This is a genomic window from Chrysiogenia bacterium, from assembly GCA_020434085.1.
Taxonomy (GTDB): domain Bacteria; phylum JAGRBM01; class JAGRBM01; order JAGRBM01; family JAGRBM01; genus JAGRBM01.
The window spans coordinates 1-13,663 of record JAGRBM010000524.1; the positions used below are offsets into that span (position 1 = coordinate 1).

At 63.6% G+C, this 13,663-nt stretch carries 12 protein-coding genes; 8 read left to right on the forward strand and 4 right to left on the reverse strand.

Features of this window, described 5'->3' with window-relative positions:
* Positions 1-2,321: DNA polymerase III subunit alpha (gene dnaE, locus KDH09_17525; GenBank protein MCB0221502.1), on the reverse strand; the 2,321-nt coding region annotated here is incomplete at its 3' end.
* Positions 2,322-2,673: 352 nt separating this feature from the next.
* On the opposite strand from dnaE, the gene msrP reads away from it, so the two are divergent.
* Together msrP and KDH09_17535 are read left to right on the forward strand one after the other, a co-directional pair.
* Entirely contained in the window at positions 2,674-3,705 is a 1,032-nt protein-coding gene (msrP, locus tag KDH09_17530) for a protein-methionine-sulfoxide reductase catalytic subunit MsrP (GenBank protein ID MCB0221503.1), read from the forward strand.
* A 36-nt stretch (positions 3,706-3,741) separates the two neighbouring features.
* Entirely contained in the window at positions 3,742-4,848 is a 1,107-nt protein-coding gene (locus tag KDH09_17535) for a DUF1207 domain-containing protein (protein MCB0221504.1), read from the forward strand.
* A 3-nt stretch (positions 4,849-4,851) separates the two neighbouring features.
* Here the strand turns inward: KDH09_17535 and KDH09_17540 are convergent, their stop codons facing one another.
* From KDH09_17540 to guaB, 3 genes are all read right to left on the reverse strand, one after another.
* Complete coding sequence (locus KDH09_17540) at positions 4,852-5,436, reverse strand: hypothetical protein (GenBank protein MCB0221505.1); 585 nt, start codon at positions 5,434-5,436, stop codon at positions 4,852-4,854.
* A 191-nt stretch (positions 5,437-5,627) separates the two neighbouring features.
* Positions 5,628-7,178: a glutamine-hydrolyzing GMP synthase gene (gene guaA / locus KDH09_17545; protein MCB0221506.1), complete on the reverse strand. Its 1,551-nt coding sequence runs from the start codon at positions 7,176-7,178 to the stop codon at positions 5,628-5,630.
* Between the two features lie 14 nt (positions 7,179-7,192).
* A complete protein-coding gene (gene guaB, locus KDH09_17550; GenBank protein MCB0221507.1) occupies positions 7,193-8,662 on the reverse strand; it encodes an IMP dehydrogenase in 1,470 nt (489 codons plus the stop codon).
* A 237-nt stretch (positions 8,663-8,899) separates the two neighbouring features.
* Between guaB and trpD the strand changes: the two genes are divergently transcribed.
* From trpD to KDH09_17580, 6 genes are all read left to right on the forward strand, one after another.
* Entirely contained in the window at positions 8,900-9,901 is a 1,002-nt protein-coding gene (gene trpD, locus KDH09_17555; GenBank protein MCB0221508.1) for an anthranilate phosphoribosyltransferase, read from the forward strand.
* Between the two features lie 5 nt (positions 9,902-9,906).
* Positions 9,907-10,725: an indole-3-glycerol phosphate synthase TrpC gene (trpC, locus tag KDH09_17560; protein ID MCB0221509.1), complete on the forward strand. Its 819-nt coding sequence runs from the start codon at positions 9,907-9,909 to the stop codon at positions 10,723-10,725.
* On the forward strand, positions 10,722-11,366 hold the full coding sequence (locus tag KDH09_17565) for a phosphoribosylanthranilate isomerase (GenBank protein MCB0221510.1): 645 nt from the start codon (positions 10,722-10,724) through the stop codon (positions 11,364-11,366). Before trpC ends, KDH09_17565 begins: the two co-directional genes overlap by 4 nt.
* A 7-nt stretch (positions 11,367-11,373) precedes the next feature.
* On the forward strand, positions 11,374-12,582 hold the full coding sequence (gene trpB, locus KDH09_17570) for a tryptophan synthase subunit beta (protein ID MCB0221511.1): 1,209 nt from the start codon (positions 11,374-11,376) through the stop codon (positions 12,580-12,582).
* Positions 12,582-13,397 (forward strand): tryptophan synthase subunit alpha, encoded by an 816-nt coding sequence (trpA, locus tag KDH09_17575; GenBank protein ID MCB0221512.1) that lies wholly within the window; start codon positions 12,582-12,584, stop codon positions 13,395-13,397. Before trpB ends, trpA begins: the two co-directional genes overlap by 1 nt.
* A gap of 13 nt (positions 13,398-13,410) precedes the next feature.
* The coding region (locus KDH09_17580) for a hypothetical protein (protein MCB0221513.1) at positions 13,411-13,663 on the forward strand (253 nt) is incomplete at its 3' end.

Consider the following 13,663-nt stretch of genomic DNA (forward strand, 5'->3'; position numbering starts at 1 on the left):
TAGGCCGTCTGGTAGGTGATCAGCGCGTAGGCCACCGAGTGCGACTTGTTGAAGCCGTAGTTGGCGAACTTGACGATCAGGTCCCACAGTTCTTCGATGCGCTGTTTGTCGTGCCCGCGCTCGACGGCGCCGCCGATGAACTTGGCGCGCTGTTTTTCCATCTCGTCGGCTTTTTTCTTGCCCACCGCGCGGCGGAACATGTCGGCCTCTGCCAGCGTGTAGCCCGCGAGGTCCGAAGCCATGCGGATGATCTGTTCCTGGTAGACGATGATTCCCTGCGTGGGGCCGAGGATCGGTTCGAGCGCGTCGAGCGGGTAGACCACGGGCTTGCGACCGAACTTGCGATCGGCAAACTCCGGAATGTTATCCATCGGACCCGGACGGTAGAGGGCCAGGATATCGCTGATCTCCTCAATACCGCGGGGCTTGAGGCGCAGCAGCGTATCGCGCATACCCGAGGATTCGAGCTGGAATACACCGATGTTGTCGCCCTCGCAGAGCCGGTCGTAGGTCTTCGGGTCTTCGAGCGAGATGTTCTCAATGTTGAATTCGGGGTCATGCTTGGCACGCACCAGTTCTTCGGCGTGACGGATAAGCGTCAGTGTCTTCAGCCCCAGGAAGTCGAACTTCACGAAACCCAGCGTCTCCACCCCGCCCATGTCGAACTGGGTCACCACGTCATCGTCGGAGGTCTTGTAGAGCGGCATCCCCTTGGCGAAGGCATCGTTGCCGATCACTACGCCGGCCGCATGCATGCCCACGTGGCGCGCGAGGCCTTCGAGGCGCTGGGCGATTTCGAGAAGCTGTTCGGTCTTGGCGTCCTGTTTGGCCAGGTCTTTCAGACGTGGTTCCATTTCCAGGGCGCGCTTCAGAGTCACGTTGAGCGGGTTCTTCGCCTCGGGGTCGCGCGTGGGGATGAGCTTGGCGATCTTGTCCACGTCCACATAGCCGAGGCCCAGCACGCGGCCCACGTCGCGGATGACCGCGCGGGCCTTGAGCTTTCCGTAGGTGATGATCTGGGCGACGCGTTCCTTGCCGCCGTATTTCTCGGTGATGTATTCGATCACCTCGCCGCGCCGATCCATGCAGAAGTCGACGTCGATATCGGGCATGCTCTTGCGGCCGGGGTTGAGGAAGCGCTCGAAGAACAGGTCATAGGGAATGGGATCGACCTCGGTGATGCGCATGCACCAGGCCACCAGGGATCCGGCCGCCGAGCCGCGCCCCGGCCCAACCGGCACACCATGCTTTTTCGCCCACTGAATGAAGTCGGCCACGATCAGGAAATAGCCGGGAAAGCCCATCTGCCGGATGACTTTGAGCTCGTAGGCCAGGCGCTCTTCGTAGACTTTCAGGCGCTCTGGCGAGGGCGCCCTGCCCATGTGGCGAAGCTCGGCCACGCGGGCAGCCAGGCCCGTCTGGGCCTCCTTCACGAAATGCTTTTCGAGATCGACGCCCTCGGGCGGCTTGAACTCGGGCATGTGAAAGGTCGACATGTCGAACTCAAGGTTGCACTGGTCGGCAATCCACAGGGTTCGCTCCACCGCCTCGGGCGCATAGGAGAACTGGTGCGCCGCCAGCTCGCCGTCCTTGAAGTGGAGGTCGGTCTCCACCTCGTCGCCCTCTTCGAGGTTGCGGTTCATGCCGATGTACATGAGCACCTTGTGGGCGAGCCCGTCGTCGGCATTGAGGTAGTGGCAGTCGGCCGTGGCTGCCAGCGGAATGCCGGTACCCTCGGCAAGTTCGAGCATGCGCTCGTTCACGACCTTCTGGATGTCGAGCCCGTTTTCCTGGATCTCCAGATGAAAACAGCCGGGGTCGAAGATGTTCTTGTATTCGAGCGCCGCATTGCGGGCAGCGTCCATGTCGCCCTGGGAGAGCTTGTAGGAGACCTCCCCCTTGAGGCATGCTGAGAGCCCGATGAGCCCCTCGCTGTGCTTGGCCAGAATTTCCTTGTCGATGCGCGGGTTGTAGTAGAAGCCTTCCATGAACCCGCGCGAGGTGAGCTTGCAGAGGTTCTGGTAACCGATCTCGTTCTTGGCGAGCAGGATGAGGTGGTTGTTGCGATTCTTGCCCGATTTCTCGGTCATGCCCTGCGGGGCGACGTAGGCCTCGCAACCGATGATGGGTTTGATCCCGTGCTTCTTGGCGGTGGTGTAGAACTCGACCGTGCCGCACATGTTGCCGTGGTCGGTCATGGAGATCGCGGGCATGCCGAATTCCGAGGCCCGTTCCATGAGCCGCGAAATCCGGTTGGCACCATCGAGAAAGCTGTACTCGGTGTGCAAATGGCAGTGTACGAAATCGCCCTTGCTCGCCATGAAACTTACCGGCCGCCTCGCGGCCTCACCCCTTCAAGCTCGAATGGGCTCACGTTGCCATACGTCTGAACATATGGCAACGGGCCGGACTCAACGGGCAGGCATCCCCGCACCCTCAATCAGAGTGCGCTGAGCTCAGCATAACCTACTGAAGTCACTGACGATTTCAGTAAGTAACCCCGGGCCAGACCCTCTGCTCGCCATGCCCCTGCGAGTCACTGCTACAGAGTCAGATCGCTTAATAACCTCTTATGGAAGAGAGGGAAAGCGGGCATCTGCGGAATATCCGGGCTTGAGCGCTGGTATGGTAGGATGCGCGCCGAACGCCAAAAACTCCGCTTGAGGTACCGTCATGCTGATCAAGATCCGCAAGCCCTGGGAGATTTCCGAATCCCGGACCACACCCGAGGGGGTCTATGCCTCCCGCCGCAGCCTGCTCAAAGCGATGGGGCTGGGAACGGCCGCACTGGCAGCCGGCGGCATCGGTGGCGCGCGCGTCGCCCACGCGGGCCTTTTCGGATCCGACCCCGTCAGCGCCGAGGAATACGCCAAGTCGCTCAAGGGTCTGCCGGCACTCCCCAAGTTCGAGCGCAATTCCAGGTTCTCCGACCCATCCACGCCGGGCCAGAAACGCCCGCTCACGCCCGAGCATCTGGCCGGCGGTTACTGCAACTTCTACGAGTTCACTTCCACCAAGGAAGACGTCTTCTACAAATCGAAGGATTTCAAGCCGCGCCCCTGGACCCTCGAAGTGAGCGGCCTTGTCGACAAACCCAAGACCTGGGACCTGGACGAGCTCATCAAGAAGTTCCCGCTCGAAGAGCGCATCTACCGCTTCCGTTGCGTGGAGACCTGGTCCATGACCGTTCCCTGGATCGGCTTTCCCCTCAAGAAGCTGCTTGAGGAATCCCAGCCGAATTCAAAGGCAAAGTTCGTGCACTTCGTCTCACTTGAGGACTCGAGCCAGTTCCCCTCCCAGCGCAACCGGTTCTGGACTCCCTGGCCCTACCGCGAGGGCCTGCGCATGGACGAGGCCATGAACGACCTCGCCCTCATGGCGGTCGGTATCTACGGCCATGCCATGCCCAATGTGCACGGCGCGCCGCTGCGGATGGTGTTGCCCTGGAAGTACGGCTTCAAGGGCGGCAAGAGCATCGTGAAAATCGAGCTCGTTGATTCAAAGCCCAAGACCTTCTGGAACGACATCGCGGCTGATGAATACGGCTTCTATTCCAACGTCAATCCGCGCAAGCCCCACCCACGCTGGTCGCAGGCCCATGAGTGGCGGCTCTCCACCGGGCGACTCACCAAATACGAGACCCTGCCCTACAACGGCTATGGCGAGGCTGTCGCCCATCTCTACAAAGACCTGCGCGAACCCTGAGTTGCGCGCCGCGCCCCGATCTTCCAGCATTCGCCCATGATGCGGGCGGGCACATGGCGGATTCGCGCGTGGTTCCTTTTGGCGCTTGCCCTCGCGGCGGCAACTCCTGCGAACGCGCGCGCAGAGGAACCCAACCCCAAAGAAGACGAGCAGCCCGTCCCTTGCCCCGCCGTTCCCGACGACGAGGACGTCCCGGCCTGGAACCGCGAGTGCTGGGACCCCGAAAGCGCCGACGAGAATGTTCCGCGCCCGCCCACTCCCATCGAGGAGCAAAAAGGCGTGCTGGGCCTTCCCTCGTGGCTGATCAGCGAAGAACCCGTCCCCAAGCTCAACATCATTGATCCCGATCTCGAAGCCTTCCCGGCGGGCAACCTGTTCTACCCGCTGCTGGCCGACCCGACCGAGGTGCGCGCCGAGGGCGGATTCGGCCGCATTTCACGCGATCTCTCGGGAAGGCCGCTGACCATCGGCAGCCTGTGGATCGGCGTCGACTGGGGCGTGCTGCGGCACACCGAACGGACGCGCCAGAGCGGGACGCGTGATGGCTGGCAACTGGGACTGGAAGCGATGGCCACGGTGCTGCTGGGCTACACCGACCCGTTTGTCGGGGATCTCATCAATGCGGACTTTCTCGGAGGCGTCAATGCCAGCTATCGCTGGGGAAATCTCTCGGGCCGCCTTCGCGCCTACCATGAGAGCACGCACCTGGGAGACGAGTTCGTCTTCATCACCGGGCTCACCCCGGCGCAGCGGCTCAACGTCAGCTACGAGGCAATCGAGTTCCAGCAGTCCATCGATTACAAGGAGCTGCGCCTGAGCGCCGGCGGCGAGTTCCGCACGCGCATCGACCCGGACCCGCTCAAGCGCTGGGAGTTCAGCGCCAACGTCGAGTGGCGCTCCCACTACCGTCTATTCGTCTTTGGAAGGCCGCTTGTGGGCTACAACGTGCGCTTTCTCGAAACACACGACTACCGCGCCGCCCAGTCGCTTGTTGCCGGGCTGCAGCTCGGCAATCCAAGGCCCTACCAGATGAACTTCAAGCTGCTCTTCCGCATGTACGACGGTCCCTCACCCTACGGTCAGTTCCGCATCACCTCCCGCGATGTGCGCGAGTATCTGGTGACGCTGCGATGGTCGCCGTAAGGTCTACCAGGTCAGCGCAAGCCCTACCTCGGGCCCGTGCAGTTTCTGGTCACCGATTCCGATGTAGCGATAACCTGCGCGCAGCGAGGCATAGGGGAAGTCCGGATAGGTCAGCCGAAGCGCGCCGCGCAGGTCGGTGAGCTGCCCGCTGTCAAAGAATGCCCATCGCGCATCGCCTTCCCGCCCCAAATAATTCACAGGATAGAGCCCGGTTGAAACGCCCCACTGGAATCCCTTCGTCGAGAACGCCCGCTCGAAACCACGCGCCCCCGCCGCGACATCGAAGCGGAAATGCTCACTCCAGCCAAAGCGCCAGAGCCCCTCTACAAACCAGGAATCCAGCTCGTCGGGCGGTCGCTCCTCGCTGTAGCGCGTCCAGCCCCCAGCCGCTGCGATGGGGCCCCACCCCAGCTCGCCGCGCAGAGTGTAGCCATCGATATCGGCATCGATGAGACTCTGGTAGGTATTCTCGATCCGCGCGTTGGGAACGACGGGGGAGCCCGCTTTCCGCTCTTCACTGGCGTAATTTGCCGTACCCACCGTGGCCTTGAAGACAGCCTCGAGCCCTTTCCCGATCAGCCACACCATGGCAAAGAATTCGTCTCCATCGTCATCAAGATCTGGAGAAGAATCATTATGGCGGGGACCGCTGGGCGGACTCGGCGAGGGCCGGCTGGGCGTACGAAGCCCCTTCTCGAAGTCTCCGAGATCCCCCGCATGCGCAACGGTCGGTGCGACAACAAGTAGAACAAGAAGCAGGGCCAGGACGCGACGTGCCCCTACTCCCACTCGATCGTGCCCGGCGGCTTGGAGGTGATGTCGTAGGTGACGCGGTTGATTCCGCGCACTTCGTTGATGATGCGGCTGGAAACCTTCGCGAGTAGTTCATACGGCAGCCGCGCCCAGTCGGCGGTCATGGCGTCTTCGCTGGTAACCGCGCGAAGGGCGCAGACGTCTTCGTAGGTGCGCTCGTCGCCCATCACGCCGACCGTCTTGACCGGCAGCAGCACGACAAAGCTCTGCCAGAGCTGGTCGTAGAGTCCGGCGCCGCGGATCTCTTCGTCGAAGATGAGGTCCGCCTTTCGAAGCACCGCGAGCCGCTCGGGGCTCACCGCGCCGAGCACGCGGATGGCAAGCCCCGGCCCCGGGAAGGGCTGGCGCCAGAGCACCTCGCGTGGCATGTCCATCGCCGCGCCCACGGCGCGCACCTCGTCCTTGAAGAGCTCGCGCAGCGGCTCGATCAGCTTGAGCTTCATCTTCTCGGGCAGCCCGCCCACGTTGTGGTGGGTCTTGATCGTGACCGAGGGCCCCTTGACCGAGACCGATTCGATGACGTCGGGATAGAGCGTTCCCTGCACCAGGTAGTCGGCGCCGCCGAGCTTGCGGGCCTCTTCGTCGAAGACATCGATGAAGGTGTTGCCGATGATTTTGCGTTTCTTTTCAGGATCGCTCTCGCCGGCAAGGCGCTCGAGAAACATCTCGCCCGCGCGCACCACCGTCAGGTTCATGTGAAAGTGCTCGCGGAAGGTCTTCTCAACCTGTTCGGTCTCCCCCTCACGCATGATGCCCGCATCCACGTAAATGCAGTGGAGGCGGTCGCCGATGGCCTTGTGAACGAGCACCGCGGCCACCGAGGAATCCACGCCCCCGGAGAGGCCGCAGATCGCGCGGCCTTCGGGGCCGACCTTTTCACGAATCTCGGCGACGGTGCGCTCGACGAAGCTTTCCATCGTCCACTCGGCGTGAAGTCCGCAGACCCCGCGAACGAAGTTGGAGAGGATCTGCTTCCCGCAGGGCGTATGCACGACTTCGGGGTGAAACTGTACGCCAAAGACCGTGTTCTTTTCATTGGCGATGGCCGCCAGGGGCGAGTTGCTCGTGTGGGCAATGCGGCGGAATCCATTGGGCAGTCCCGAGATGCGATCGCCATGGCTCATCCAGACCTGCACTTCGGAATCGAGGCCCTCAAAGAGTCCCGCACTATCGTCGATCTGCAGCATCGCGTGCCCGTACTCGCGGTGATCGGCCTGCTCGACCTGTCCGCCCAGCAGGTGGGTCGTCACCTGGAGCCCGTAACAGATACCCAGCACCGGAACACCGACCTTGTAGACTTCTTCGGTGGGAAGCGGGGCGCCTTCCTTGCCCAGCGATGCGGGCGAACCCGAGAGAATGATCCCATTGGGAGCAAACTCCCGAATGGCCTCGATCGACATCGAGTAGGGATGGATCTCGCAATAGACCTCGAGCTCACGCACCCGGCGGGCGATGAGCTGCGTCACCTGCGAGCCGAAATCGAGGATCAGAATCTTCTCATCGGGAACAAAATGCATTTCTAAACCTTTTCCTAGCCCTCGAGTTTGTAGTTCGGGGCTTCCTTGGTGACGATGACGTCGTGCACGTGGCTCTCGCGAAGGCCGGCGGCGGAGATCCGCACAAAGTCGGCCTTCTCGCGCAGCTCGGAGAGATTTTTCGCACCCACATAGCCCATGCCGCTGCGAAGCCCGCCCATGAGCTGGTAGAGCGAATGGGCGACCGGCCCCTTGTAGGGCACGCGGCCCTCGATCCCCTCGGGAACGAGCTTGCTGGCCTCGACGACTTTTTCCTGTCCGTAGCGATCGCGCGATCCCTGGGCCATGGCGCTGAGCGAGCCCATGCCGCGATACATCTTGAAGGAGCGGCCCTGATAGAGGATGAGCTCACCGGGCGACTCATCGGTTCCGGCCAGCAGCGAGCCGATCATGATCGCGTGAGCGCCGGCGGCCATGCCCTTGACCACGTCGCCGGAGAACTTGACGCCGCCATCGGCAATGATCTTGCCACCCATCTCTTCGGCGGCAGCGGCGCAGTCCATGATCGCGGTAATCTGGGGGACGCCCACGCCCGCCACGATGCGGGTCGTGCAGATGGAGCCCGGGCCCACGCCGACCTTCACCACGTCGGCGCCGCACTTGATCAGATCGCGCACGCCGGCAGCGGTAGCGACGTTGCCGGCCACAATGAGCAGCTCGGGAAACAGCTTGCGCATCTGCTTGACGGTATCGAGCACCATCTTCGAGTGACCGTGCGCGGTGTCGATCACCAGCATGTCCACGCCGGCTTTTACCAGCGCCTGGGCGCGTTCCTTGCGATCGCCGCCCACGCCGATGGCCGCCGCGACGCGGAGGTGACCCACGGCGTCCTTGCTGGCGCTGGGGAATTCCTGGGTGTTGAGCACGTCGCGAATGGTCATCAGACCGGCCAGCTTGCCACCCTTGCCCACGAGCAGCAGCTTCTCGATGCGGTACTCGTGCATGATGCGCAGGGCTTCCTTGGCAGACACATCGGGCTTCGCGGTCACGACCTTCTTGGTCATGATCTCGGAGACCTTCACAGACTGGCGCGTTTCAAAGCGCAGGTCGCGCGCGGTGAGGATGCCCTGCACCTTGCCAGCTCCGTCGGTCACCGGCAGGCCGGAGATCCCGTGCTTGGCCATCAGGGCACGCACCTGCGCCACCGTCTGGGAGGGGCGAATCGTCACGGGATTTTCGATGACGATGTTTTCGGACTTTTTGACCTTACGGACTTCACCGGCCTGGACGTCCGGCGGCAGGTTTTTATGAATGACGCCGATCCCGCCCTCGCGGGCCATGGCGATGGCCATGGCCGATTCGGTCACCGTGTCCATGGCCGAGGAGAGAACCGGGATGTTCAGTGTGAAGCCGGGCGCCAGCTCGGTCTGCAGGCTCACGTCGGCGGGGAGCACATCGCTGCTGCCGGGCTGCAGGAGCACGTCGTCGAAGGTCAGCGCCTCGCGGATGGTATTATTCTCGCTCATCGGGCGGCCTCCATACGCAAACGGCCCTCGCAAGCGGGGCCGCTGAAACTCATGATTTTGTCGGTTGTTGCTGTGTGAACTGGGGCAAACATGGCCAAGTTTTAGCCGCCCAGACCGGTCAGTCAAGATCCCCGGCCCCACTTCGCACGGGCATCGAAATTCCCCGGGACGCCAGCGGCCCCGGCCCTCGCCCCCGGGCCCTTTGGCGGGTATATAGGGGACACGCGAGGCAGATCCATGTTCAAAGCAATGCTCGGCAAAATCATCCACCAGAGCGACCTTGAGGAATCCGAGGTCCTGGAGTTTCTCGACGCCATTGTGAGCGGCACCATCAGCCCGGCCCAGACGGGCGCCGTGCTGGCCGCTCTGGCCACCAAGGGTCCCTCTTCGGGCGAAATCGCAGCCGTTGTGCGCTTCCTGCGCCGCCATCTGGTGGCAGTGAGCCCCAAGCGCACCGACCTCCTTGATACCTGCGGCACGGGCGGCGATGCCTCGGGCACTTTCAATATCTCAACCGTCGTGGCCTTCGTGGCCGCCGGCGCCGGCGCGGCCGTGGCCAAGCACGGCAACCGGGCGGCCAGCTCGAAATCCGGCTCGGCCGACGTCCTCGAAGCCCTGGGCATCCGGCTCGATCTCTCCGCCGAGGCCCTGGCCGACTGCATCGATGAACACGGCATTGGATTTCTCTACGCCCCGGCCTTCCACCCGGCCATGAAACACGTGGCCCCGATCCGAAAAGAACTGGGCATCAAGACGATCTTCAACCTTGCGGGCCCGCTCTCCAATCCCGCCGGCGCGACCCGGCAGCTCGTGGGCGTCTATGACCGCCACCTGACCGGCCCCGTGGCACAGGCGCTCGCCGGCCTTGGCACCGAGCGCGCCATGGTGGTGTGCGGCCACGACGGCCTCGACGAGATATCGCTCAGCGCCGAGAGTGAAGTGGCCGAGCTCAAGGACGGCAAGGTCGAGCGCTGGACCCTCAATCCTGAAGACTACGGGCTTCCGATGTGCGACCTGAGCGCCCTGGCAGGGGGCACGCCAATGGAGAACGCCAAAATCGCCCTCGACATTCTCGACGGCAAGGTCGGGCCCCAGCGCACCATCGTGGAGCTCAACGCGGGCGCGGCCCTCTATGTCTCGGGCGTGGCTGACACGCTGGCCGCCGGCATCGAACTGGCGCAGGGATCCATCGAAACCGGCTCGGCCCGCGCCAAACTAGAAGCCCTGCGCAACCTGTAAGAACCATGGCCACCATTCTTGATCAGATCGTCGCCGAGCGGCGCATTGCTGTAAAACAGGCCCGCGAGAAGCGAAGCGTTTCGGAGCTCGAATCACTCGCAAGCGAGCGCCCAGTTCCGCGCTCGCTGCGTGCGGCCTTCCTGGGCATCGAGCAGGCAAAGGCCGCCGATGCTGACTTGCCTCACCGGGTGATCTCTGAAGTAAAGCGTGCCTCCCCTTCGAAGGGGCTCATCCGCGCCGATTTCGACGCGCTGGCTATCGCCAAGTCCTACGAAGCAGGCGGCGCCGCAGCGATCAGTGTGCTGACCGAGGAGAAGCACTTCCAGGGCTCGCTGGAATATCTCACGAAGATTGCCGCCGAGGTTCGCCTGCCGGTGCTCCGCAAGGACTTCTTCGTCGATCCCTACCAGGTGATCGAGGCCCGCGCCCATGGCGCGGCGGCAATTCTGGTGATCATTGCTTGCACCGAGCGCGCCCTGTGCGAGGACCTGCTCCACGCGGCGCAGGAATACGGGCTCGACGTGCTGGTCGAGGTCCACACCCGCGGCGAGCTCGACAAGGCCCTGGAACTGGGCGGCGAGCTGTTGCTGGGCGTGAACAACCGCGACCTGCACACCTTCAAGACGGACATCCAGACAACGCTGGACCTGATCCCCCATGTTCCACAGGGGCGCAAGGTCATTGCCGAGAGCGGGCTCAATACCAGGGAGGACCTCGACACGCTGCGCGCGGCCGGCGCCGGGGGATTCCTCATCGGCGAGAGCCTGATGCGCGCGCATGATCCGGGCGCAAAACTCGCCGAGATGATCGGGAGGAAGACATGATCCGCATCAAGATCTGCGGGAACACATCCGTCGTGGACGCCCTCGACGCCGCCCGCGCCGGGGCCCACGCCATCGGCCTGATCCTGTACGAGCACAGCCCCCGCTGCATCGATCCCGAGGAGGCCGCCCGCATCTGCGCGGCAATGCCCCCGTTTGTCACCACGGTCGGGGTATTCGTCAACGAGTCAATCGATACCATCCGCATCCTGCAACGCGAGATCGGCTTCGACCTCGTCCAGCTCCACGGGGACGAGCCCCCCGAGATGGTCGAGGAATTCGGGCCGCGCACCATCAAGGCGCTTCGCCTCCATCACGAGGATGACCTGGCAAAGCTCGACGCCTATGCCTCGGCGGGCGCGCTGCTTCTTGATACCCCGAAGGAAGGGGTTTACGGTGGCAGCGGCGAAGTCGGTGACTGGCACCTGGCGAAGCTGGCGGTCGACCGCCTTCTCGAAAAGGGCCAGCCGATCATTCTGGCGGGCGGCCTCAATCCAGAGAACGTCGCCACAGCCATCCGGCGCGTGACCCCCTTCGGCGTGGACGTCGCCAGCGGCGTGGAAGCCCAGCCGGGAGCCAAGGACAGGACCGCAATGCGGCGCTTCGTCGTCGAAGCCGCCGCTGCAGGCATCGGCCTGCGCTAGAGAAACAATGGCAAACATCAAACGACCCAAACCCCAGGGGCACTTCGGAGAGTTCGGCGGCCAATACGTGGCCGAAACCCTGATGCCCGCACTCGACGAGCTGGAAACCGCGTGGAAGGCCGCGCGCAAGGACCCGAAGTTCAAGGCGGACCTGAGCAAGGCGCTCTCAGAATACGTCGGGCGTCCCACCCCCCTGACCTACTGCGAGCGGCTCACCAAAGAACTCGGCGGCGCGAAGATCTATCTCAAGCGCGAGGACCTCTGCCACACCGGCGCCCACAAGGTGAACAACACCGTGGGGCAGGCCCTGCTTGCCCGGTGGATGAAGAAGCCGCGGCTCATCGCGGAGACGGGCGCCGGCCAGCACGGCGTGGCAACGGCAACCGTGGCGGCGTGGCTGGGATTCGATTGCGTGGTCTACATGGGCGAGGAAGACGTGAAGCGCCAGAGCCTCAACGTCTTTCGCATGAAGCTTCTGGGCGCGGAGGTTCGCCCGGTCTCCAGTGGCTCGCGCACCTTGAAAGACGCGATGAACGAGGCGCTGCGCGACTGGATCACCAACGTGCGCGATACCTTCTACGTAATCGGCACAGTCGCGGGCCCGCATCCCTACCCCGCGCTGGTACGCGACCTGCAGTCGGTCATCGGCAAGGAAGCGCGCCGCCAGGTGCTCAAGGAAACGGGCAAGCTGCCCGACCTGCTGGTGGCCTGCATCGGCGGCGGTTCGAACGCCATGGGGCTCTTCCACCCCTTCCGCAAGGACGCAAAGGTCGCCATGCGCGGCGTGGAAGCCGCCGGGCTTGGCATCGACACCGACAAGCACGCGGCAAGCATCAACCGCGGCCGCGTGGGCGTGCTGCATGGATCGAAGAGCTACGTGCTCATGGATGGCGACGGCCAGATCACCGAGGCCCACTCCATCTCGGCGGGCCTCGATTATCCGGGCGTCGGGCCCGAGCATGCCTACCTGCACGATACCGACCGCGTGCAGTATACGACCGCCACCGATGACGAGGCGCTTGCCGCGCTCAAGCTCCTCGCCGAGACCGAGGGTATCCTCCCCGCGCTGGAGACCGCCCACGCCATCGCCGAAGTCGTGCGCACCGCGCCCAAGATGAAGAAGAACCAGATCATTGTCGTCAACTGCTCGGGTCGCGGCGACAAGGACATGAACACCATCGCCGGCGCGATGGGCTACAACCTGGGGGTGAAGTGATGAGCCGCATCCCCGAAGCACTCCGGAAGATCAACAAGGACGAAGGCCGCGCGGCGCTCGTCGTCTACGTCACCGCCGGCGACCCCGACATCAAGAAGACCGGAAGAATTCTCGACGCCTGCGAAAAAGGCGGCGCAGACATCATCGAGCTGGGTGTGCCCTTCTCCGACCCTCAGGCCGACGGCCCCACCATTCAGGCCGCCAGCGAGCGAGCCCTGGGTGCAGGCACCAAGATCTCGCAGATCCTCGAAGTGATCGCGGACTTCCGCAAGCGCTCGGAGCTGCCGATCCTGCTCTTTGGCTACTACAACCCGGTGTTCGCCCACGGCCCCGAGACCTACTGCAAGAATGCGGCAAAGGCCGGCGCTGACGGGCTGCTCATCGTGGACCTGCCGCCCGAAGAGGCCGAGGAAGTGCGCCCCTATGCCGCCGCTAACGGCCTCGATCTGATCTACCTGCTCGCGCCCACGTCGACGAAGGAGCGCATGCAGCTCGTCTCCCAGGTGGCCAGCGGCTTTGTCTACTATGTGCAGGTGACCGGCGTAACCGGCGCACGCACCGATCTGGCAGCCGACCTCTCACCCATGCTCAAGAAAATCCGCAAGCAGATCAAGCTGCCCGTGGGCGTCGGATTCGGTATCAGCACCGGCAAGCAGGCCGAGGCAGTCGCCCGCGACGCCGACGCGGTGGTAGTGGGCAGCGCGCTCGTGAGCCGCATTGCCGAGCACGGCAAGTCCGCGGATCTCGAAAAAGTCGTCGAGGGCTTCGTGCGCGAGCTGCGCCAGGGCATTGAGTGCGCCGCGAAGAAACGATAAAGCGAGGAAGCCGTTGAGCGGGGAAGAAAACACGCAGATCGAGGTTTCGAAAATGCGGCGCGGACCGCTCGTCGCCGCCATCGCGGCAGGTGCAGTACTGCTCCTTGCCATTGCAGCCTACCTGCTCTCTCCGCGCATCAGCGTTGCAGGGTTCGAAGTTCAGCAGACCCGCGACACCCACTTCAAGTTCTCCCTCAAGCTTGCCATCCAGAATCGCCTGCCCGTGGACATCCGCGTCGATGCCTACGAGTTCTTTCTCGACGTCA

What these genes read in the sequence shown, in the direction of transcription:
- msrP (MCB0221503.1), top strand. Translation starts at nt 2,674, where the DNA reads ATGCTGATCAAGATCCGCAAGCCCTGGGAGATTTCCGAATCCCGGACC.
- KDH09_17535 (MCB0221504.1), top strand. Translation starts at nt 3,742, where the DNA reads ATGATGCGGGCGGGCACATGGCGGATTCGCGCGTGGTTCCTTTTGGCG.
- KDH09_17540 (MCB0221505.1), bottom strand. Translation starts at nt 5,436, where the DNA reads ATGGTGTGGCTGATCGGGAAAGGGCTCGAGGCTGTCTTCAAGGCCACG.
- guaA (MCB0221506.1), bottom strand. Translation starts at nt 7,178, where the DNA reads ATGCATTTTGTTCCCGATGAGAAGATTCTGATCCTCGATTTCGGCTCG.
- guaB (MCB0221507.1), bottom strand. Translation starts at nt 8,662, where the DNA reads ATGAGCGAGAATAATACCATCCGCGAGGCGCTGACCTTCGACGACGTG.
- trpD (MCB0221508.1), top strand. Translation starts at nt 8,900, where the DNA reads ATGTTCAAAGCAATGCTCGGCAAAATCATCCACCAGAGCGACCTTGAG.
- trpC (MCB0221509.1), top strand. Translation starts at nt 9,907, where the DNA reads ATGGCCACCATTCTTGATCAGATCGTCGCCGAGCGGCGCATTGCTGTA.
- KDH09_17565 (MCB0221510.1), top strand. Translation starts at nt 10,722, where the DNA reads ATGATCCGCATCAAGATCTGCGGGAACACATCCGTCGTGGACGCCCTC.
- trpB (MCB0221511.1), top strand. Translation starts at nt 11,374, where the DNA reads ATGGCAAACATCAAACGACCCAAACCCCAGGGGCACTTCGGAGAGTTC.
- trpA (MCB0221512.1), top strand. Translation starts at nt 12,582, where the DNA reads ATGAGCCGCATCCCCGAAGCACTCCGGAAGATCAACAAGGACGAAGGC.